Source organism: Polynucleobacter sp. HIN7 (assembly GCF_030297595.1).
GTDB lineage: Bacteria > Pseudomonadota > Gammaproteobacteria > Burkholderiales > Burkholderiaceae > Polynucleobacter.
In genome coordinates this window covers 484717-505930 of record NZ_AP028138.1, presented here as the reverse complement: position 1 = coordinate 505930, position 21214 = coordinate 484717, and the positions used below count along the sequence as shown (strand labels likewise).

Sequence of the window (21214 nt, the reverse complement as noted above, 5' to 3'; positions counted from 1 at the left end):
AAACGATTTAATTGATCGATTAATGAAGCTGACGGTATATCTGCTCCGCGAGAGTTTGAGAAATTCCCTCCACGCTCGCTAACTCTTCAACGGTTGCATTTGCAACCCCCCGCAACCCACCAAAGCGCGCTAATAGTTTTTGTCGACGCTTGGCCCCAATGCCCTCCATCTCTTCAAGCCTAGAAACAGTCCTTGACTTAGCACGCTTGGCACGCATCCCGGTAATTGCAAAACGATGCGCTTCATCCCGAATCTGTGCAATCAACATGAGCGCCTGGCTATCCGAACCCAATCGGATGGGCTCCCGCTCATCAGCAAAGATCAGCGTTTCTAGACCAACCTTACGGTCCTCTCCTTTGGCAACACCAACAATTAGCCCAATATCAATACCGAGCTCACTGAAGACCTTCCTGGCTACTTCTACCTGACCCTTACCGCCATCAATGAGAACGAGTTGTGGCACTTTGTCGGCTGGGATTTCCTGAAAATTTGCATAGCGGCGTTGTAATACTTGCTGCATCGCTGCGTAATCATCTCCGGCTGTAATGCCAGTAATGTTAAAGCGTCGATACTCACTGGGTTGGAGTTCATTTTTGGCAAAGACTACGCAAGATGCTTGAGTAGCTTCACCAGATGTGTGACTAATATCAAAGCACTCAATGCGTAATTGATCAAGCTGCTCCAAATCGATACCAAGTGCATCTGTAAGTGCTCGAACCCGAGCCAGTTGTCCGCCCGCTTCTGCAATGCGCCGCAGCAAGGCAATCTTGGCATTCCCCTCGGCCATCGCTAACCAATGCTTGCGCTGACCCTGTGGCTGGAACAAAAACGAAATGGGTCGTGCCGAGCGCTCCGTCTGTGCTTGACAGATCGCTTGCGCACGTTCGCCCTTGAATGGTACGTTCGTAATCATGACAGGGGGTGTGATCACGGCTAGGTCAGAAGATGAATCGGTCGATAAATAGTGTTGCTGAATAAATGTTTCAAGAATGATCTGGAGATCAATCGGCTCATCTTCGGATGACTTTAGACCCTTGGAAAAATAGGCACGATCCCCCAAGTGACGGCCGCCACGAACCATCGCTAAATTGACACAAATTTGGCCATCGATTTCGGCAGCCGCCAAAATATCAACATCGCCCTCCCCTTCGGCCGCCACATCCATAGACTGCTGCTGAAGAACATTGGATAAGTCAGCGATACGATCACGAATTACAGCAGCCATCTCAAACTCCATAGCAGCACTATAGTTTTCCATCTCGCGCTCTAGTTCAGCCAAAACAACTTGGTGGTTACCTTCCAAGAATCGCAGGGCTTGACCAACATCTTGAGAGTATTGCTCCTTGGTCAACTTACCCACGCATGGTGCACTACAGCGATGAATTTGATGCAAGAGACAGGGGCGACTTCGATTACGAAAAATCGTATCCTCACAGGTTCGCAAACGAAATACTTTTTGCAAAATTTGCACGCTATTACGAACTGCCCAAGAGTTCGGGAAGGGGCCAAAGTAACGATTGCGTCGATCAATCTTGCCGCGATAGGAGGCTAAACGAGGGTAATCATGCCCTGTAAGCATCAGGTAAGGATAGGATTTGTCATCTCTAAAAAGAATATTGAACGGTGGGCTGTATTCTTTAATCAGATTATTTTCAAGAATCAAGGCCTCCGTTTCGGTGCGAGTAATCGTGATTTCGAAACGGATAATGCGCTTGACCATTCGCTCAATTCGAGGGGAGTGGTTATTCTTTTGAAAATAACTCGAGACCCGCCGTTTGAGATCCTTGGCTTTGCCAACATATAAGATATGGCCTGACTCATCAAAAAAACGATAGACGCCTGGTAGCCCAGGAAGTCCCTTTAAATCAATTCGTAAGGATTCAGGAAGTAAATTAGTCATGCGTTGGGATATTTTCTGCCAAATTATCGATAACTATGGCGATGCGGGTATTTGCTGGCGTCTAGCACGATCACTGGCAACTCAATACGATCAAAATATACGCCTATTTTGCGATGATTTGCATACCCTACAACTCATCATGATGGAACAATCCCATCTTAAGGGTATTGAGGTTCTTCCCTGGGAAACCAGTTATCAAAATGCCCGGCATCCGCCAGAGCTTCCCGATGTTGTAATCCAAGCGTTTTCATGTGAGCTACCCACCCGCTATCTCAATAGCATTTTGGTCGCCCCCCAAAAGCCGATTCTGATTCATCTCGAGTATTTAAGTGCAGAGCCATGGGTTGCGGACTTTCATGGCAAACCATCCCCTAATACGCATGGTTTACAAAAGTATTTCTTCTTTCCAGGATTTCAAGCCAATACTGGAGGCCTATTGCTTGATCCCCTTCCAAAAAATGATCAAGAGGATTGCCCCAAGAGCCTAAAGACAATCTGGCAACAGTCTCGGGCCGATTCAAAAAAACTGAGTATTTTTTCGTATCCCGGGGCGCCAATTAAAGAATGGCTCGTAAACCTTAATCAACTGGGAGAGCCCTTTAATATTTTTTTAGCATTTGGTAATGCGCAGCTGCTCAATCTACAACAACACCATTGGCCAAATTTAAATCTGATCTCGATGCCGTTTATTCCACAAGATGATTATGACTGGCTCTTAGCACACTGTGATTTCAACATTGTGCGCGGGGAAGATTCCTTTATTCGGGCGCAGTTAGCAGGCAAGCCCTTTATTTGGAATATCTATCCTCAAGATGACGGCGTGCATTACACCAAGCTCAACGCTTTTTTAGATCTCTACCTTGAGGGTGTCGATCCACGACTGCAAAACCTCATTACAGATGCAATGAATTGGCGGGGGGCTCAAAACTGGTGGGACCAACTACCGATGTGGTTAGAGCATGCCAAACACTGGCAAAGAGCCATAATTGATCGCCAATCCGATGGCGGCTTAGTGGGCAGATTAGTTCGGTTTGTCAGTTAAATCATTAACCAGTTAAAATACTAGGTTTGAATCAGTTGGCCCCAATAGGAGCCAATATCCGTTTATATCAGGAATTATTATGAAAATCGCTCAAGAACTCCGCGTGGGTAATGTTGTCATGATTAATGGTGACCCCATGGTGGTCCAGAAACACGAATACAGCCGCTCTGGCCGCAACTCGGCTGTAGTCAAAATGAAGTACAAGAACCTATTAACAGCGGCGCCAAATGAGGGTGTTTACAAAGCGGACGATAAATTCGATGTTGTGATTCTTGAGAAGAAGGATTGCACCTACTCCTATTTTGCAGACCCAATGTACACTTTTATGGACGGCGACTACAACCAATATGAGGTCGAGAAAGACAATATGGGTGATTCACTCAATTACCTCGAAGAAGGGATGGCGGTTGAGGTTGTTTTTTATGACGGCCGAGCCATCTCAGTGGAATTACCCACCACAGTAGTTCGCGAAATTACCTATACCGAACCCGCTGTTAAAGGGGATACCAGCTCCGGTAAGGTTCTCAAAAGCGCCAAAATTGCAACCGGCTTTGAGATTCAAGTTCCCTTGTTCTGCAATACCGGGGACAAGATTGAAATCGATACCCGTACCGGCGAATATCGTAGTCGCGCTAACTAATGAGTAAGGCCAAGGGTTTTTAATAAATCCTTGGCATGCAGATACTCATCGTTTTTATGCAACTCATCCCAGGACTGAGATTCACCCTTCGGAAATAATTTCTTGAGTCGCGTTGCAGACTCTGTGAATTTCTTTGGAGAAACGCTTAGTTCATTGAGTAAGCGATCAGCAAGATCGGGGCGATTACAAATCAGTACCGCGTCACATCCTGCCTTGAGTGCTAATTGAGCACCCTGCACCACATCACCAGCAACACTGGCCCCCTCCATGGAGAGGTCGTCACTAAAAATCACTCCACCAAACTTTAGCTTTTTACGTAAGATGGTTTGCAACCAAATACTAGAAAAGCCAGCGGGTAATGCATCAACCTTTGGATAAATCACATGAGCGGGCATCACCGAGGCAAGACTGATATCAAGCCACTCATACGGCTTCATATCATCACTCTCAATTAATTTTAGTGAGCGTTCGTCTTGGGGAATAGCAATATGAGAGTCTGCCTCAGCCCATCCATGTCCCGGGAAGTGCTTACCGCAATTAGCCATATCACCTAAGCGGAGTCCCTCATTCAAGCTTTTTGCTAGAACATACACAATTTCTGGGTTGCGATGAAATGAGCGATCGCCAATCACACCACTGCGGGCATAATCCAAGTCCAAAACGGGTGTGAAACTAAAGTCAACTCCACACGCTCTTAGCTCGGTTGCAAGCACGTAGCCGCATGCGGTTGCTGCCTTCATCGCGGAAATTGCAGAGCTTGCCCCAACTCCATTGCGCATCCATAGATCACCCAGGCGGCGCATAGCAGGAAGATGCGTAAACCCATCCGTTTTACAACGTTGTACTCGACCTCCCTCATGATCAATGCATATCAGAATGTCAGAGCGGACTTGCTTGATTGATTTAGTGAGTGCAGTTAATTGTTTACGAGATTGGAAGTTCCGCCCGAATAAAATTACGCCTCCCGTCAAGGGATTTTTTATGCGTCGGATATCGTGTTGGTTTAAGGTAAGCCCCTCAACATCCAAAATAATGGGGCCTGGGTTATAAGTCGATTTTTTTTGGGTTGCCACGGTCTCATCCAAGATAGTTTTGTGGATCAAAGCTGGTAACAATGGGTGTGCCGTAACTGACAACCACAAACGCCATCACCATTTCTTGCTCGTCAGTCACTGTGACATGCGCATGCCATTGTTTATCTTCCATAAACTGCAACAGAGCCCCAGAATATTTTGTATAAGGCTTGCCACTGGGCTCATTGAGTGTTTGCAAAGATCGCCAACTCATTGGCATGTGCATACCCAAGCCAATCGCTTTTGAAAACGCCTCCTTAGCAGCAAAACGGGTAGCCAAGTAGGCCATTCCCCGCTTGCGATTACGGCTAAGTCGCTGTTGAAACACCTGATACTCCTCATCCCCCAAAACCCGCTTGGCTAAGCGACCTTGGGTGCGCTCATAAGCCGACTGCAGTCGACCCATCTGTAAGAGATCAGTACCAATCCCGACAATCATTACGAACGCGCCTCATTCATGAGTCTACGCATATCCCGAATCGCATTGGGAAGACCCTTAAAAATAGCCTCTGCAATGATCGCATGGCCAATATTTAGCTCGCTAATTTCAGGGATTTTGGCGATGGGCTGAACATTTTGCTCATTCAAACCGTGTCCGGCATTGACTCGAAAACCTAAACTCTTTGCATAGCGTGCAGCCTCTGTAATTCGCTGCAGCTCAAATGATTGATGCTCTATTTGAGCATCTGCATAGGCTCCAGTGTGTAACTCAATTACATGTGCTCCAAGCTCCTTAGCGACATCAATTTGGCGATGGTCTGGATCAATAAAGAGTGATACCCGAATACCAGCAGCCTGTAGTTGTTTGGTAGCAGAATGGACTTGATTCTGATGAGTGATCACATCGAGCCCGCCTTCGGTAGTAATTTCGGTCCGCTTCTCAGGGACCAAGCACACATCCTGCGGCTTAACCTGAATCGCAATGCCCAGCATCTCCGCTGTAATTGCACATTCCAAGTTCATACGGGTTCGAATCAAGGGTCGAAGCGCAAATAAATCGGCATCTTTGATATGACGCCGATCCTCACGTAAATGCAAGGTGATCAAATCAGCGCCTGCTGCTTCGGCAATTTGTGCCGCCATGAGTGGATCGGGATAGCATGTCCCCCGAGCATTACGCAGGGTTGCAACGTGATCGATATTGATTCCGAGCTCTAGTGGGGCCATACCTAATATTAAAGCCATAGTCCCACTTAGATCTTTTTTAGATCAATCAAGATTTGACGAGTGGTCAAAGTCTGATCTTGCAAGTGAATACCTAAGAGGAAACGCATTAATTGTTTGCTCTGGCTTAGGGTCTCTGATCCCGAAAAGTCTCCCTGCGCCATGGCTCGCAGTGCCGACCCCTCAAGTACCGGCCAATGACTGGGGTCATCGGGTTGCCATGGACGGATCCCCTTCTCGGGCTGATAGACATATCGCTCGCCATCAATTAGTTGGGAGCGGGTCTCCACACAATGATCAAGAGCTGCAGCATATCCAGTCTCTCGCAAAAGGGCCAGCTCAAATGGTCTTAAGGTTTGCTCGATTGATGGTCCGGAGGACTCGATTTGTGAGAGCGCATAAACTGTCTCGGCATAATGATCGTAGAGCGACTCGTAGGCATCTTCTCTAGCCAAAAACTTCACCAGCAACTCATTGAGATAGAAACCACACAAAAGTGCATCTCCAACCAAAGCCGGAGAACCTCCGACCCATTCTGATTTAGTGAGAGTTCTCAGTTCTGATTTACCACTCCACGAGATGAGCAGTGGCTGAAAGCGCTGCAGAACTGGTCGTAAGCTCGAATGAGGGCGCTTCGCACCTTTAGCGATTAATGCCAGTCGTCCGTGCGAACGGGTAAATACATCCAGAATTAAGCTTGTCTCTTTATAGGGAATACTGTGCAGTACAAATCCCGGCTCATCCAGAACACGAGTTCCTGCCATTTATTCCAAACCCTGAGCACGTAGTTCAGCAAGGTCATCCGCCCATCCCCGCTTCACCTTCACCCAAGTCTCCAAGAAAACTTTGCTATCAAACAATGCTTCCATGTCTAAACGAGCTTCGGTCGAGATCTTTTTTAGCCGCTCACCTTTCTGGCCAATGATCATTGCCTTATGACTGTCACGATCTACCAGAATGGTTGCAGCAATACGTCGCATTTTGCCATCTAGCTTGAACTGGTCTATCACCACAGAGCTTGAGTACGGCAACTCATCACCGGTATAACGAAACACCTTCTCGCGCAAGATCTCAGCAGCCATAAAGCGTTCGCTACGATCCGTCAGAGTGTCCGGTTCGTATCGCGCCTCGCCCTCCGGCAAATACTCTGCAATTAAATCCAATAAGCGTTCAATATCATCCTTGTTCTTACCACTCATTGGAATCACTTCAGCAAAGGTTTGCTCAGGACTTGCAATTGTTTGCGCTTCACAACCCTTGGTTTGCTCGGCAATTGCCCCCCATGGCTGTGCCATTTTTTTCATGAACTCAAAAAGTTCCAGATCACGAGCGTCGGAATTATCAAAACGCGACGCAAATAAATCCAGCTTATTTGCAACTAATAGTACCGGCTTGTCATTTGGTAATAAACGCAAAACGTTGACATCATCGGCACCCCAGTAACCCGCCTCCACAATGAAACAGATAACATCAACGTCGTGCAAAGTGCTGGTCACGGTTCGATTGAGGGTTTGATTAAGGGTATTCATGACGCGCGTCTGAAAGCCCGGAGTATCGATAAAGATAAACTGCGCGTGCTCACGCGTTTGCACCCCCGCAATTCGGTAACGGGTAGTTTGCGCTTTGCGCGATGTGATGCTAATTTTTTGACCTACAAGTGCATTTAATAAGGTGGATTTGCCCATATTGGGCCTGCCCACTAATGCGATCGTGCCGCACCTAAACACTTCAATCCTTTAACTTAAGAGGTAACTGCCCTTTAACCGGATCGGCTTTGGCAGCTTTCTTTTTTGCAGCACGAGTCTTCTTGGGCTTACGCGACTCTTGTGGCAAGGCTTTTTGTACAGCAACCAAAGCAATTTTTGCAGCGCCCTGTTCTGCAGCACGCCGCGATGCCCCTTCCCCTTTTACGCTCACTTTAAGATTTGGAACAATGCACTCGACCTCAAACTGCTGATTGTGAGCGGCGCCAGTCGTAGCCACCACGTTATATGTAGGTAGAGGTAGCTGAAAGCCCTGTAGATACTCTTGTAACAAGGTTTTATCGTCCTTACCTAAGGTTTTGGGATCCACGTTTTGCAAGATGGTGGAGTACAGTTTACGTAGACTTGCCTTTGCCGCCTCGAATCCTCCATCAATAAAAATTGCCCCCGCAATGGCTTCAAGTGTATCGGCTAGGATTGAAGGTCTACGAAATCCACCGCTTTTTAACTCCCCTTCTCCAAGCTTGAGATAGTCCGATAGCATCAAGGCTTGAGCAATTTCATACAGCGCTTGTTGCTTTACCAAGTTGGCTCGTACCCGTGATAGATCGCCCTCATCAAGATCGGCATAACGCTCATACAAAATCTCAGCAACTACACAGTTCAATACAGAGTCTCCCAGAAACTCGAGGCGCTCATTATTCTTTTTACTATGACTGCGATGGGTTAAAGCTTGAGTTAATAAATCAGGCTTTTTAAATTGATATGCCAAGCGATCCTGCAGTGGGCCAAGATCGAGTGTTGCCCGGGCATTCATTACTGAAAGCTTCCAATTCGGCCAAGTGAACCCATGTTCAGCCAAATGAAAAAGGCGCGACCAACTAAGTTTTGATCCGGTACAAATCCCCAGAACCGCGAATCCAGACTATTGTCGCGGTTATCACCCATCACAAAATAATGGCCTGCTGGCACCTTACAGCGCAGTGCAGTTCCTTGATATTGGCAGTTCTCCGATCCAGGGAAGTTCTCGCCTTGGTAGATCGTGCTGCGATCGGGATCATTCAAAATCTCATGAGTATTACCACCAAGATCGGCTGGAAAGCTCTCTTGGTAGAGCTTGGCATACCGCATGCTCTCAGGATCAAGATAAGGGGCTCCACCAGCGTATTGAAGTGGCTTCCCGTTAACAGTGACCTTTTTATCCTCGTAGAGGATGTCATCACCAGGAATCGCAATCACGCGTTTAATGTAATCAACCGACTGATCTTTGGGATAACGAAAGACAACCACATCACCCCGTTTTGGGGTGCCGATATTAATAATTTTCTGGTTGATTACTGGCAAACGAATGCCATAGGTGTATTTATTGACAACAATGAAATCTCCAATCTGCAGGGTTGGAATCATCGATCCGGATGGAATCTTAAATGGCTCAATCAAAAATGAGCGCAGAATGAATACCGCCAAAATAACCGGGAAAAAACTTGCCGAATACTCCAACCAAAGTGGCATCCGCTCAATTCCAGCAGCTTTGCGTTGTGGGGCAAAGTAGAGTTTATCGGCAACCCATGCGATACCCGTGATGATGGCCAAGATGAATAAGATAAGGGCAAAGTTCATTTTTCTTCCACCTGAAGGATGGCCAAAAATGCTTCTTGCGGAATTTCAACATTACCCACTTGTTTCATGCGCTTCTTGCCCTCCTTTTGCTTCTCGAGCAACTTACGCTTGCGAGTAATATCACCACCATAGCACTTCGCCAATACATTCTTACGTAAAGCCTTGACGTTTTCTCTGGCAATGATATTGCTACCAATTGCCGCTTGAATTGCGACATCAAACATTTGTCTAGGAATAATGCCGCGCATCTTAGCAACCACCTCGCGACCGCGTGACTGGCTATTACTTCGATGCACAATAATGGATAGGGCATCAACTCGATCCCCATTAATTAGGATATCGACCTTTACTACATCAGCTGGCCGATACTCTTTGAACTCGTAATCCATCGAGGCATAACCCCGTGAGACGGATTTCAGGCGATCAAAGAAATCCAACACGATTTCTGCCATTGGTAACTCATAAGTGAGCTGTACTTGACGCCCTAAATAGGTCATATTGGTTTGAATGCCCCGCTTACCAGTACATAAGGTAATGACCGAGCCAACATATTCTTGGGGCATATACAGATTGACTGTCACAATCGGTTCTAAGATTGTCTCGATCTTGCTAGGGTCAGGCATTTTGGAAGGGTTATCCACCACAACCTTCGTGCCATCACGCTGCTCCACCTGATAAACAACCGTTGGCGCGGTTGTAATCAAACTCATATCAAACTGCCGCTCTAAACGCTCTTGCACAATTTCCATATGCAATAAACCTAAGAAACCGCACCGAAATCCAAACCCTAAGGCTTGAGAGACCTCCGGATCAAACTGCAAGGATGCATCGTTTAATTTGAGCTTTTCCAAAGACTCACGCAATGCATCGTATTGATTGGCTTCTACTGGATATAAACCTGCAAATACCTGTGGCTTAACCTCTTTAAATCCAGGCAGCGGCTGTGGCGCAGGGATGCGACCCTGTTGACCGGATGCATGGGTCACGGTATCACCCACCTTGGCAGCCTTCAACTCTTTAATGCCAGCAATAATGAATCCGACCTCGCCTGCACTGAGCTGGGGACGAGTCACTGACTTCGGAGTAAAAACACCAAGCTGCTCGACCAAATGAGTGGATCCAGTAGCCATCAAGGTAATTTTGTCTTTTGGTTTTAGGGTGCCGTTCACCACTCGGACCAACATGACTACACCCACATAGTTATCAAACCATGAATCAATAATTAAGGCTTGCAGAGGTAATGTGGCATCACCCTTTGGTGGCGGGACGCGCCGAATCATTTCTTCTAAAACATCAGCAACACCAAGTCCTGTTTTGGCAGAACAGGTAATGGCATCGGTTGCATCAATACCGATCACGTCCTCAATCTCTTTCTTAGCTGATTCAGGATCTGCAGATGGTAAATCGATCTTATTGAGGATTGGAATGACCTCTACACCCAGTTCAGTAGCGGTGTAGCAGTTAGCCACCGTTTGCGCTTCAACTCCTTGGCTGGCATCGACAACCAACAATGCCCCTTCACAGGCAGAAAGAGAGCGACTGACCTCATAAGAGAAATCGACGTGCCCTGGGGTATCAATCAAATTAAGGTTGTAGGTCTTCCCATCTTTTGCCTTGTACGTTAGGGCAGCGGTTTGGGCCTTAATCGTAATGCCTCGCTCGCGCTCAATGTCCATGGAGTCGAGAACCTGCTCCTCCATTTCACGGTCGGAAAGACCGCCACACAGCTGAATAATACGATCGGCTAAGGTTGACTTACCATGGTCAATATGGGCAATGATGGAGAAATTACGGATGTGATCCATTGGCGCTGTTCGATAGAGGTCTTGATAAAACGCCTTGTCGCAACGCAACACAATGATGCGCTGCAATAAGATGTCTTTTCCCTATTGTACTGGGAGCAGAAAAATCAGCGCTTTTCCCCACCCCCAAAAGAAATAACCCAAGAAAAAGGGGTGACTTTTTGGTCACCCCTTGATGGTTTTGCTCTTATATCCGGATTTACTTCTGAGCGGGTCGGATGGGTACCACGATGGTGGCATCACCGCGACGCACAAAAATAGGTACTGCCTTACTAGGGTCAAGGGCTTTGGTTACCGACTCAAATTGCTTGATCCCGGTAATATCGGCATCGCCAATTCGGACAATCACGTCTCCAACCCGTAAACCTGCTCTAGCAGCGGCACCATCACCCACATTGGTAATCTCAACCCCGCCTTTGCCGCCCAATTCCTTATTTTTGGCTTCAGTCAATTCGGCAACACTGATACCCAATGATTTGTTTGCCGTGCCAGCTTGCGGAGCTGGAGTCTCTGACTTGCGTGCAACCGCTTTATCGGGCTCTGCATCCGCAACCACAACCGTTAGGTCACGTGTTGTCCCTTTGCGCCAAACTTTAACCGTTGCAGAGGTACCGGGTTTTGTCTCACCCACAATACGAGGTAGATCGGTGGACTTATTAATATCACGCCCGTTAAAGCTCAAGATCACATCACCGGACTCAATGCCGCCCTTAGCTGCAGGCGCACCAGGTTCCACATTGCGGACAAAAGCGCCGCGTGGTTTACCAAGCCCAAGGCTTTCAGCCACATCTTTATTGATCTCACCAATCGCCACGCCAATTCGTCCACGCACTAAACGGCCGGTGGTTCTTAATTGATCTGCGACCCGAATGGCCTCATCGATTGGAATTGCAAATGAAATTCCCATATAGCCACCTGAGCGACTAAAGATTTGAGAATTAATACCAATCACTTGGCCAGCAGTATTGAGCAATGGTCCACCAGAGTTCCCGGGATTGACTGCGACATCGGTTTGAATGAATGGCAAATAGTCTCCTGTGTCACGGCTTTTGGCTGACACAATTCCAGCAGTTACGGTATTCTCCAAACCAAAGGGTGAGCCAATCGCTACAACCCACTCGCCCACTTTCACCTTAGAGGAGTCACCTAAAGGCAGCCTTGGTAAACCGGTGGCATCAATTTTTAGGACCGCAAGATCGGTACGCTTATCTGCGCCAAGTAGTTTTGCCTTGAACTCACGCTTATCTGTTAGGGTGACATAAATCGTTGTTGCACCTTCAACTACGTGTGCATTGGTCATCACAATTCCGTTGGAATCAATAATGAATCCCGAACCAACACCGCGTTCAATTTCTTCTGGTTGGCCACGTCGATTACCCTGACCGCGAGGGGTATTGGGTGCTCCTGGAAGCGGTACCCCAAAAAAGCGACGAAAGAATTCCGCTTGCTCATCAGGTATGCCTGGGACAGAGCCTTGAGCCTGTTGATTGGATAACCTCTCGGTAGTACGGATATTAACCACTGCGGGACTAGCCTTTTCAACCAATTCCACGAAATCTGGGATCGCTACCCGAGGAGGCTGAGTGTTTGTCTGAGAGGAAACCGTCGGTGAAAACGACAGGATTCCCCAGCTAAATACTGAGAAAACGACCAATAGAATTTTTTTCATACCAAATTGAGCTTTGCTCAACCCATTAGTTGCAATACTTCAGATATTAGGGCTTTTTCCCAAATATCAAGGTACCGTTGGTACCCCCAAATCCAAAGTTGTTTTTCACAGCGTAATCAATTTTGAGATCCCTAGCAGTATTGGCGCAGTAATCAAGGTCGCATTCGGGGTCTTGATTAAAAATATTGATAGTCGGTGGTGATTTTTGATGGTGCAATGCAAGAACTGTAAAGACCGATTCAAGGCCCCCAGCGCCACCCAATAAATGGCCCGTCATCGATTTCGTGGAATTCACCACCACTTTTTTGGCATGATCGCCTAAAGCTGCCTTGATGGCATCTGTCTCATTCTTATCGCCCAAGGGTGTTGATGTGCCATGTGCATTTACATACTGAATCTGATCTACCGTAATACCCGCATCACGCATTGCATTGACCATGCAACGGCGCGGTCCATCCATATTGGGAGCGGTCATATGATACGCATCACCGCTCATTCCAAAGCCACATAACTCCGCATAAATTTTGGCACCACGCGCTTTTGCATGTTCGTACTCTTCGAGAACCATTACACCAGCACCCTCACCCAAAACAAATCCATCGCGGTCTTTATCCCAGGGGCGCGAAGCAGTTGCAGGATCATCATTACGGGTCGACAATGCCCTGGCAGCTGCAAAACCACCAATGCCCAGAGCAGAAATGGTCGACTCAGCGCCGCCGGCGATCATGACATCTGCGTCGCCATACTGAATTAAGCGAGCAGCCAAACCAATACTATGCAAACCGGTCGTGCAGGCGGTCACCGCCGCAACATTGGGACCCTTCAGATTAAAGAGAATACTCAAATGCCCAGAAATCATATTAATGATCGAGCCTGGCACAAAAAATGGTGAGATACGGCGCGGGCCACGAGACAGTAACTCGGCATTGGTATCCTCAATCATTGGTAAACCACCAATTCCTGAGCCGACTAACACACCAATTCGCTCGGAATTTTGATCGGTGACCTCTAAACCACTATCTTTAATCGCTTGGGTTCCGGCTGCGATTCCATAATGAATGAAGGTATCCATATGCCGAGCTTCTTTGGCAGAAATGTAGTCCTCGACATTGAAATCTTTAACCTCACCGGCAAAATGCACACTAAGTGCTGAGTGGTCAAACTTAGTGACTGTAGCAATACCAGTCTTGCCCGCAATTAGGTTATCCCATGCGGTTGCGACTGAATTGCCAACTGGTGAAATCAGACCTAAGCCGGTGACCACCACGCGACGTGGTTGATTTGATGCGGGCACGGCTTAGCCTAGATACGAATTAAGCCTGTCCAGCTTTCGTTTTTGCGAAATCAATCGCAAGCTGTACAGTGGTAATTTTTTCGGCCTCTTCGTCTGGTATCTCAATACCAAACTCATCTTCTAAGGCCATTACCAATTCAACTGTGTCAAGAGAGTCTGCGCCCAGGTCGTTCACAAAAGAAGACTCATTCTTGATGTCTGCTTCTGGCACGCCTAACTGCTCAGCCACAATTTTCTTAACGCGTTGTTCGATGTTGTCCATTCATTCCCTCCGGGACTTGTTAAAACGAATTACAGGATTTTATCAGTTTGTTTGTGACACCGATCATTTGACGGGAGACTCAAGCCAGATATAGGCCGCCATTGACATGGAGGGTATTTCCAGTGATATAAGCTGCCGCCGGAGAGGCCAAGAAAGCGACTGCCTGAGCAACATCCTCAGGGGTTCCTAAGCGAGCTAGAGGAATATTGGCTTTAAGGCTATTTTGCTGGTCTTCACTTAAAGCGCGGGTCATATCGGTATCGATGAATCCGGGTGCTACGCAATTCACAGTAATATTACGGCTACCAATCTCACGCGCCAGAGCACGGGTCATGCCAGCAACTCCCGCTTTAGCAGCCGCATAATTTGCCTGACCAGCGTTACCCATATGCCCAACAATCGAGGTGATATTAATAATCCGGCCTGATCGAGCCTTCATCATGGGTCGCAACACAGCCTGTGATAATTTAAATACCGAACTCAGATTGGTAGCAATCACATCGGACCACTCATCTTCCTTCATGCGCATTGCTAATTGATCCTTAGTAATGCCTGCGTTATTGACCAAAATATCAATGCGCCCAAATTGCTTGACGATCTCCTCAATCATTGCCTCACAGGCGGCTCCTTCTGTGACATTCAAGACCTTACCAATGCCCTTAGATGCGCTCAATCGCTCGGAGATTGCATTCGCGCCAGACTCTGAGGTCGCGGTACCGATCACGATTGCGCCACAAGATGCCAATTCAGTGGCTATTGCCTGTCCGATACCGCGCGATGCGCCGGTTACTAGTGCTACTTGATTTGTTAAATCGAGGTTCATAAGAATTTCACAAATTAGGTTTTTAACTGTTGCAATGCGTCCATCAAGCTTGATTCGTCGGTAATCGCCATGCCTTGAAGTCGATCATCAATTCGTTTTGTTAGTCCAGCTAGTACTTTACCGGGACCGCACTCGACAACCTGAGTAACTCCACGATCAGCCATGGCGCGGATGGTCTCTTGCCAACGCACCGGCTTAGCCGCTTGACGAACTAAGGCATCTTTAATTTGCTCTGGACTCTCCAGAATGGATACGTCCACATTATTAATCACTGGCACACAAGGCGCATGAAATTCAATGCCCTCTAAATAAGTCTTCAGCTTTTCGGATGCAGGTTGCAAAAGCGAGGAATGGAATGGAGCAGAGACTGGGAGGGGTAGAGCACGCTTGGCACCAGCTGCTTTAAGTAGCTCACATGCCTTAGTAACTGCCTCGGTCGCACCGGCAATCACAATCTGGCCAGGGGCATTGAAATTAACGGCCTCGACGACTTTGCCGCACTCGCGACTTGCGAGCGCACACACTTCGATCACTTTCTGATCATCAAGCCCCAAAATTGCTGCCATGCCACCTGTGCCAACTGGCACCGCAGATTGCATGGCCTCTGCACGAAATCGCACCAAAGGTAAGGCATCTTTAAAACGAATCACTCCGGCAGCAACCAAAGCTGAATACTCACCCAAGCTGTGACCCGCAACTACGCTGGGCTTGGGTCCACCAGAGGCCAACCAAGCTCGATAGCAGGCGACCCCAGCGGTCAGCATCACCGGTTGAGTGTTGGTGGTTAGGGCCAATGCCTCGGCAGGCCCCTCAGCAATTAACTTACCAATGTTCTCACCCAGCGCATCGGATGCCTCTTGCAAGGTGGCATGAACTTCTGTTCGCGAAGCCAGGGAATTAAGCATCCCCACCGATTGTGAGCCTTGACCTGGAAATACAAATGCAAATGTCATATCAATTTTTTCTCATTAATAGCGCAATACAACCGCGCCCCAAGCAAAACCGCCCCCAACGCCTTCTAACAAAATATGCTGACCGCGCTTAATTTGACCCGATCGAATGCCATGATCGAGCGCCAGGGGAATCGATGCTGCTGAAGTATTACCATGCTCATGCACCGTAACAATCACTCGATCCATGGACATTCCCATTTTGCGGGCCGTTCCTTCCATAATGCGAATATTAGCTTGGTGAGGGACAAGCCAGTCAATTTGCTTAGGCTGCATATTGGCTTTTTGCAGAACCTCGTGGGCGACCTGCTCTAACACCTTCACGGCTAATTTAAAGACGGCTTGGCCATCCATTCGCAAAAAGGGAGCGCCTTCAATCCCACCGCAAGTTGCTCGTCCAGGGATGCACAGAATGTCACGTTGACTGCCATCCGCATGCAAAGCGCTCGCTAAGATTCCGGCATGATCAGAGGCTTCGAGCGCAACAGCACCCGCTCCATCGCCAAAAAGTACGCAGGTACCGCGATCTTTGAAATCCAAGATTCGAGAGAATACTTCAGCCCCAATGACCAAAATCTTTTGATACATACCAGCACGAATGAATGCATCCGCCGTACTCAGGGCATATGAGAATCCAGCGCATACCGCCTGCACATCAAAGGCAGCACAACCATTCCTTAGACCTAATTTATCTTGAATCACGCATGCCGTGCTTGGAAAACCGCCTAGATGATCGGGGGTTGAGGTCGCCAAGATGATTAACTCAATATCATCGGCATTCCATTGCGCTTCCATCATTGCACGCTGTGCTGCCTTGACCGCTAAATCGCTCGTTAACTCATCGGGCGCAGCAAAATGCCTAGATGAAATACCGCTGCGAGTTTTAATCCAATCATCACTGGTCTCAACACCCTCTTTGGCCAAACGGTCCACCAAATCTTGGTTACTCAGCCTTAATGCGGGCAAGTAACTGCCGGTTCCTGCAATTCGAGCAAATCGACCCATACTTATGCGGACCTCAATGTAAATGACTCAGCAATTTTCTCAACCATCCGATTCTTAGCGGCATCGTATGCACGCTCAAGCGAGACCTTAAAGGCAAAACGATCGGCAGAGCCATGGCTTTTGATCACACAACCCTTGAGACCCAATAAAACTGCACCGTTGTAGCGCCGATGATCGACTCGTTGACGTACTCTTTTCAACGGCAATAGAGCAGCAAGACCCATTAATTTGGTTAATATGGATCGATTAAATTCTTCACGGATCATACCGCTCATCATTTTCGCCAAGCCTTCGCTAGCTTTTAAAACAACATTACCAACGAAGCCATCGCAAACCACAATATCCGTGGTTCCCTTGAAGATATCGTTGCCTTCGACGTTGCCATAAAAATGCAATTGGCTTTGGCGCAATAGTTCCGCAGTTTGTTTAACCACCTCATTACCCTTAATGACTTCTTCGCCAATATTTAAAAGGCCGATCGAGGGTTTTGGATTGCCATTGACCACGCGCAACATCACATCAGCCATTTGCGCAAATTGTAAAAGGTGAATTGGCTCACAATCGGCATTTGCACCCAGATCAAGCACGGTAGTGCCTTTCCCCAACTCATTCGGTATCGCAGTTGCAATTGCCGGTCGATCAATCCCATCCAAGGTTTTTAAGATATAGCGGGAGATTGCCATCAATGCACCCGTATTGCCCGCAGAAATGGCGGCATCTGCCTTGCCATCACGCACCTGCTCAATGGCGACTCGCATAGATGAGTCTTTCTTACGACGCAGAGCAACTTCAATGGGATCGTCCATCAAGACAATTTCAGAGGCGCCGAGAATCTGGAAGCGATCTAGTAAGTTTGGATTAGATTTGCGAACCGACTGCTCAATCGCTTGGGCGTTGCCAATTGCAAGAATCTTAGCATCAGGATGATCTTGCAGAAAATCACAGCAGGCTGGGATAGTCACTTCTACCCCAAAATCCCCGCCCATAGCATCAACTGCCAGAGTGATACTCATTGAATATGTATAAAACGTCGATTCTGTTTAAGAAAAAAGCGGCCTGAGCCGCTTCGATCAAACAATGAGGAATTAGTCGTTCTTAGTTTTAACGACTTTACGACCACGGTAGTAGCCATTAGGGGATACGTGGTGGCGCAAGTGGGCCTCACCGGAAGTGGACTCTACTGCGATTGCGGGTGCAGTCAAAAAGTCGTGTGCGCGATGCATGCCACGCTTTGAGGGGGATTTTTTATTTTGTTGGACGGCCATAATGAACTCCTAAGCAAGGCGCAATTCTAGCATAGAAAGTGGTAAAAACCCGCATTCGCCAACAAAATAATGGCTATTTCTTGAGGTTTTTCAGTACCTTAAAGGGATTAGGCTTTTCCAAGTCAGCCCCGATTTGCCGCAATTGACACTGGCCGACCGGGTGTTTGGGGGCGTGAGGCAGTGCTAGCAAAATCTCATCTTCGATCGCTTCGAGCAAATTAAAGTGGGTTGAGGCGACCATTGCCTCCTCATCATCGCGATCCATGGGGAATTGATCTGCCTCTACTTCCGTTCTTAAAAAAACGTAGGTCTTTTGTATTTCCAACTCTAATGCCATGGGGTCTAAGCACCGTTGACAGGCAATCGCTATCCGCCCTCGAATCTTTACCTCCATGAACGGCCGGCCATCACGATGCCAACCTAAAATTTGGCAATCAAATCCATCGCCTGGGCTCACAGAGGCTGATTCGGCTAAAAGTCTTGGAAAATCGGCAATCTGGATAAATCCCTCGCCTTGGTAAGAGACAGGCGCTAACATATCAACTCTAAGCAAGGAGCTGGGGTTGATTTCTAACGATTGAATTGGGTAAGGCGAGTTTTGTGTCATCCGATCGACGTTTTGCAATTCATTCAAACTATTGACATTATCAAACATCATTCAGTTACTCATTCATGCCGTCCGCCCCCACCCTGATTCTTGCCTCAAGCTCACCCTATCGACAGCAGCTGCTTGAACGACTTGGGATGCCATTTGTAGCGATTGCACCCAACCTAGATGAATCCCCTCTACCCGGCGAGACTCCAAAAAATCTCACGCTTCGGTTAGCGCAAGCAAAAGCACAGGCGATCGCATCCTTGCACCGGAACGCGTGGGTGATTGGCTCCGATCAAAGCGCTGATTTAAATGGTCACATGATTGGCAAGCCAGGTTCGCACGCCGCCGCCTTAGCTCAACTCAAACAAATGCAAGGTCAGGCTGTTGTTTTTCATACATCGCTTTGCCTAATCGGTCAGAATTTTTGCGAAACAATCCATGTCCCAACCACGGTTCAATTTCGTAAACTACCCGAGCAGGTTCTGGATCAATACCTCCGCCTTGAGAAACCCTATGATTGCGCTGGTAGCGCTAAATCAGAAGGTATGGGAATTATTCTTCTCGAAAAAATTGAGAGCGAAGATCCAACCGCGCTGATTGGTTTACCGTTAATTGCCTTAACAAGCCTATTTCTTGAAGCGGGAATTTCTCTGCCTGCGACTCAAGACTCTCAATAGCATGCAAATTGGTAACTTATATTTGGTACCCAATACATTAGGTAGTGAAAACCGAGCTGCGCAACTCCATCACGTCATACCAGCCGAGAACCTTCGGCAAATTGCCAAGATCAAGTATTGGATTGTGGAAGACGCCAAAACAAGTCGTGCATTTTTAAATGCCGTTCATGAAATCGAACCACTGCATCATTCATTACAAGAGATGGTGATACAAGAGTGGCGCGGCCCGGACCGCAAACATGCCTTAAGTCTTAAACCGGAGGAATTGCTTACTCCCATTCAAGCGGGGCATGATGTGGGCCTCTTATCAGAAGCAGGTGTTCCGGGGGTTGCCGATCCTGGCGCAGAGATTGTCCAAGTCGCACATCAGTGGGGGGCCAAAGTGAAGCCCTTAGTCGGCCCCAGCTCGATCTTGCTTGGGCTGATGGCAAGCGGTCTTAATGGTCAGTTTTTTCAATTCAATGGATATCTTCCTGTCGAAGGTGCAGAGCGTTCAAAAAAACTCAAGGAGTTAGAGGGGGCCTCTAGGCAGCGCCGCGAGACCCAAATTTGGATTGAAACTCCCTATCGAAATACCGCAATGCTGCAAAGCTGCTTGAACTCACTATCTCACCAAACGCGACTCTGTGTAGCAATCGATTTAACACTGAGTAGTGAGTGGGTGTGGACAGGGCCAATTGATTCTTGGCGCAAGCGCTATACCAAACCTGAAGCACTCTCCGATCTCATCAAAAATAAGCCTGCTATTTTTTTGATGCTGGCTTAGTTTTACCGCATCTCCGCGCTTCGCGTTAAGGCCTTGCTAATCGCAGCGCCGGTCTCTGCCCCAAAGCGCTTTGCGACACGCTCAGCAAAATTCTCTTTCAAGGTGTACTCCACCACATCAGGGGTTTTTAAAAGATCACGTGCGACAGAATCAACTGTGCCATAACCATCGACCAATCCCAACTGAACTGCCTGTTCGCCATTCCAGACGCGACCCGAAAAAATATCCGGATCATTCTTTAGGCGCTCGCCACGACCCTCTTTCACGACAGTAATAAATTGCTGATGGATTTCATCAAGCATTTTTTTAACCATCTCAACTTGCTTGGGATTTTCTTTAGAGAAGGGGTCGAGCATACCCTTATCCGACCCCGCTGTAATCAAGCGTCGCGAGATGCCCATCTTATCCATCAGCCCCGTAAATCCAAAGCCACCCATGACGACTCCAATCGAGCCAACAATACTGGCTTTATCCACCAAAATCTTGTCTCCAGCTACCGCCACATAGTATCCACCGGAAGCACAAACATCTTCGACCACGACATAAAAGGGTTTATCAGGATACAAGCCGCGTAAACGTTTAATCTCATCATTAATCATGCCGGCTTGCACGGGAGAGCCGCCTGGACTATTGATGCGGAGTACTACCCCGGCAGCCTCTTTGCTTTCAAATGCGGCACTTAATGCCGAATTTATATCCAAAGCATTTGCAACCGAATTGGGTGAGATCTCACCCTCAATGCTAACGAGTGCGGTATGTTTGCCACTACCCCCGCCGCCGGGTAAACCAATGTCAAAGATTTGTGTGACTAGGCCCACCAACACAACCAAGGTCAAGATACGCAGAATAGCTCGCCAACGTCTTGCCTTGCGATTTTCTTTTAGGTTCTCAAGCAAGAGATGTTCGAGGGCGCTACGCTCCCACTGCGCATTGGAATTGGATGACTCGGGGTTTTGATTCATAC

Annotated in this window: 23 protein-coding genes; 4 read left to right on the top strand and 19 right to left on the bottom strand. The window is 47.8% G+C overall.

What is annotated here, in order from left to right; all coding sequences use genetic code 11:
* Positions 1 to 19: 19 nt before the first annotated feature.
* Positions 20 to 1900, bottom strand: a complete 1881-nt coding sequence (gene uvrC / locus QUE64_RS02625; protein ID WP_286225798.1) for an excinuclease ABC subunit UvrC — start codon at positions 1898 to 1900, stop codon at positions 20 to 22.
* Between uvrC and earP the strand changes: the two genes are divergently transcribed.
* Together earP and efp are read left to right on the top strand one after the other, a co-directional pair.
* Entirely contained in the window at positions 1899 to 2942 is a 1044-nt protein-coding gene (gene earP, locus QUE64_RS02620; protein ID WP_286225797.1) for an elongation factor P maturation arginine rhamnosyltransferase EarP, read from the top strand. The two genes, uvrC and earP, sit on opposite strands and share 2 nt — an antisense overlap.
* Positions 2943 to 3021: 79 nt before the next feature.
* Positions 3022 to 3582: an elongation factor P gene (gene efp, locus QUE64_RS02615; RefSeq protein ID WP_286224250.1), complete on the top strand. Its 561-nt coding sequence runs from the start codon at positions 3022 to 3024 to the stop codon at positions 3580 to 3582.
* On the opposite strand, the gene nagZ is transcribed toward efp, so the two are convergent.
* The 17 genes from nagZ to QUE64_RS02530 all read right to left on the bottom strand — a co-directional run bounded on the left by nagZ (position 3579) and on the right by QUE64_RS02530 (position 18870).
* Positions 3579 to 4655 (bottom strand): beta-N-acetylhexosaminidase, encoded by a 1077-nt coding sequence (nagZ, locus tag QUE64_RS02610; RefSeq protein WP_286225796.1) that lies wholly within the window; start codon positions 4653 to 4655, stop codon positions 3579 to 3581. The genes efp and nagZ overlap by 4 nt on opposite strands.
* 4 nt (positions 4656 to 4659) lie before the next feature.
* Positions 4660 to 5094, bottom strand: coding sequence for a holo-ACP synthase (acpS, locus tag QUE64_RS02605; protein WP_286225795.1), 435 nt, complete (start codon positions 5092 to 5094; stop codon positions 4660 to 4662).
* Complete coding sequence (gene pdxJ / locus QUE64_RS02600; RefSeq protein WP_286225794.1) at positions 5094 to 5840, bottom strand: pyridoxine 5'-phosphate synthase; 747 nt, start codon at positions 5838 to 5840, stop codon at positions 5094 to 5096. The genes acpS and pdxJ overlap by 1 nt, the downstream gene beginning before the upstream one ends.
* A gap of 8 nt (positions 5841 to 5848) precedes the next feature.
* Positions 5849 to 6583, bottom strand: a complete 735-nt coding sequence (gene recO / locus QUE64_RS02595; protein ID WP_286225793.1) for a DNA repair protein RecO — start codon at positions 6581 to 6583, stop codon at positions 5849 to 5851.
* Positions 6584 to 7504, bottom strand: a complete 921-nt coding sequence (gene era, locus QUE64_RS02590) for a GTPase Era (protein ID WP_458574692.1) — start codon at positions 7502 to 7504, stop codon at positions 6584 to 6586.
* A gap of 43 nt (positions 7505 to 7547) precedes the next feature.
* The gene (gene rnc, locus QUE64_RS02585) at positions 7548 to 8339 is read right to left on the bottom strand and encodes a ribonuclease III (RefSeq protein WP_286225791.1); all 792 of its coding nucleotides are present in this window, start codon (positions 8337 to 8339) and stop codon (positions 7548 to 7550) included.
* Entirely contained in the window at positions 8339 to 9142 is an 804-nt protein-coding gene (gene lepB, locus QUE64_RS02580; RefSeq protein WP_286225790.1) for a signal peptidase I, read from the bottom strand. The genes rnc and lepB overlap by 1 nt, the downstream gene beginning before the upstream one ends.
* Positions 9139 to 10947 carry a translation elongation factor 4 gene (gene lepA / locus QUE64_RS02575; RefSeq protein ID WP_286226151.1) on the bottom strand — a complete coding sequence of 603 codons (1809 nt, stop codon included), beginning with the start codon at positions 10945 to 10947 and terminating at the stop codon, positions 9139 to 9141. The genes lepB and lepA overlap by 4 nt, the downstream gene beginning before the upstream one ends.
* Positions 10948 to 11143: 196 nt before the next feature.
* Positions 11144 to 12613 carry a DegQ family serine endoprotease gene (locus QUE64_RS02570; protein WP_286225789.1) on the bottom strand — a complete coding sequence of 490 codons (1470 nt, stop codon included), beginning with the start codon at positions 12611 to 12613 and terminating at the stop codon, positions 11144 to 11146.
* Positions 12614 to 12659: 46 nt separating this feature from the next.
* On the bottom strand, positions 12660 to 13907 hold the full coding sequence (gene fabF, locus QUE64_RS02565) for a beta-ketoacyl-ACP synthase II (RefSeq protein ID WP_286225788.1): 1248 nt from the start codon (positions 13905 to 13907) through the stop codon (positions 12660 to 12662).
* 19 nt (positions 13908 to 13926) lie between these two features.
* The gene (gene acpP, locus QUE64_RS02560; RefSeq protein WP_108508000.1) at positions 13927 to 14169 is read right to left on the bottom strand and encodes an acyl carrier protein; all 243 of its coding nucleotides are present in this window, start codon (positions 14167 to 14169) and stop codon (positions 13927 to 13929) included.
* 79 nt (positions 14170 to 14248) lie between these two features.
* Positions 14249 to 14992 (bottom strand): 3-oxoacyl-ACP reductase FabG, encoded by a 744-nt coding sequence (fabG, locus tag QUE64_RS02555; protein ID WP_286224239.1) that lies wholly within the window; start codon positions 14990 to 14992, stop codon positions 14249 to 14251.
* 14 nt (positions 14993 to 15006) lie between these two features.
* Positions 15007 to 15945, bottom strand: a complete 939-nt coding sequence (gene fabD, locus QUE64_RS02550; RefSeq protein ID WP_286225787.1) for an ACP S-malonyltransferase — start codon at positions 15943 to 15945, stop codon at positions 15007 to 15009.
* 15 nt (positions 15946 to 15960) lie between these two features.
* Positions 15961 to 16947: a beta-ketoacyl-ACP synthase III gene (locus QUE64_RS02545; RefSeq protein WP_286225786.1), complete on the bottom strand. Its 987-nt coding sequence runs from the start codon at positions 16945 to 16947 to the stop codon at positions 15961 to 15963.
* A 2-nt stretch (positions 16948 to 16949) separates the two neighbouring features.
* Positions 16950 to 17960: a phosphate acyltransferase PlsX gene (gene plsX, locus QUE64_RS02540; protein WP_286225785.1), complete on the bottom strand. Its 1011-nt coding sequence runs from the start codon at positions 17958 to 17960 to the stop codon at positions 16950 to 16952.
* A gap of 72 nt (positions 17961 to 18032) precedes the next feature.
* The gene (gene rpmF, locus QUE64_RS02535; RefSeq protein WP_286225784.1) at positions 18033 to 18212 is read right to left on the bottom strand and encodes a 50S ribosomal protein L32; all 180 of its coding nucleotides are present in this window, start codon (positions 18210 to 18212) and stop codon (positions 18033 to 18035) included.
* 73 nt (positions 18213 to 18285) lie between these two features.
* Positions 18286 to 18870 (bottom strand): YceD family protein, encoded by a 585-nt coding sequence (locus QUE64_RS02530; RefSeq protein ID WP_286225783.1) that lies wholly within the window; start codon positions 18868 to 18870, stop codon positions 18286 to 18288.
* Between the two features lie 14 nt (positions 18871 to 18884).
* On the opposite strand from QUE64_RS02530, the gene QUE64_RS02525 reads away from it, so the two are divergent.
* The gene (locus QUE64_RS02525) at positions 18885 to 19484 is read left to right on the top strand and encodes a Maf family nucleotide pyrophosphatase (protein WP_286225782.1); all 600 of its coding nucleotides are present in this window, start codon (positions 18885 to 18887) and stop codon (positions 19482 to 19484) included.
* A 1-nt stretch (position 19485) separates the two neighbouring features.
* Positions 19486 to 20250 (top strand): SAM-dependent methyltransferase, encoded by a 765-nt coding sequence (locus QUE64_RS02520; protein ID WP_286225781.1) that lies wholly within the window; start codon positions 19486 to 19488, stop codon positions 20248 to 20250.
* A 2-nt stretch (positions 20251 to 20252) separates the two neighbouring features.
* On the opposite strand, the gene QUE64_RS02515 is transcribed toward QUE64_RS02520, so the two are convergent.
* Complete coding sequence (locus QUE64_RS02515) at positions 20253 to 21212, bottom strand: S49 family peptidase (RefSeq protein ID WP_286225780.1); 960 nt, start codon at positions 21210 to 21212, stop codon at positions 20253 to 20255.
* Positions 21213 to 21214 lie beyond the last annotated feature (2 nt).